General features: G+C 61.9%; 2 protein-coding genes. Both read right to left on the reverse strand.

Going from position 1 to position 559, the window contains the following annotated elements:
- Positions 1-210: DmsC/YnfH family molybdoenzyme membrane anchor subunit (locus HGP29_RS28565; RefSeq protein ID WP_168885850.1), on the reverse strand; the 210-nt coding region annotated here is incomplete at its 3' end.
- A gap of 1 nt (position 211) precedes the next feature.
- The coding region (locus HGP29_RS28570; RefSeq protein WP_168885851.1) for a 4Fe-4S dicluster domain-containing protein at positions 212-559 on the reverse strand (348 nt) is incomplete at its 5' end.

The following is a 559-nucleotide window of genomic DNA, read 5'->3' on the forward strand; positions in this document are numbered from 1 at the left end:
CAGCGGCGAGCCAAGGTGCATCGTCGAGGCAATAAACCCGATCCCCGTCAATACCCACAGGCCGAACATGCTGCCCACCACGCGCTGCTCCTGCTCACGGGAAAGCTTGCCTGTCATCAGCGCCAGCGCCAGAACAATAAAGCCGCCTACGACGCACTGGCCGAAGACCGTAAAGACCATCAGCGGCCATTCATGCCATCCGTTTCCCATCTCACACCTCCTTCGGGTTCGCCAGGTAACCGGTGGTATCGCCACACGGCCGGGCATTGGCGTTAGGTTTGATAACGATACTCGGCCGGGTAAAGTGCGCCGACGGCAGCGGCGCTACCGCGGCCAGCTGGCCGTGCTTAGCGCGCAGTTCGGCAATCGGCCCGAAATCCAACGCCCGCAGCGGGCAGGCCTCGACGCAGATCGGCTTTTTCCCCTCGGCGACGCGCTCGTGACAGCCATCGCACTTGGTCATATGGCCTTTGTCGGCGTTGTACTGTGGGGCGCCGTACGGGCAGGTCATATGGCAGTAGCGGCAGCCAATGCATACCTCTTCGTTGACCACCACAAA

Origin of the sequence: Flammeovirga agarivorans (assembly GCF_012641475.1) — a bacterium.
In the GTDB taxonomy this organism is placed as follows: Bacteria; Bacteroidota; Bacteroidia; order Cytophagales; family Flammeovirgaceae; genus Flammeovirga; species Flammeovirga agarivorans.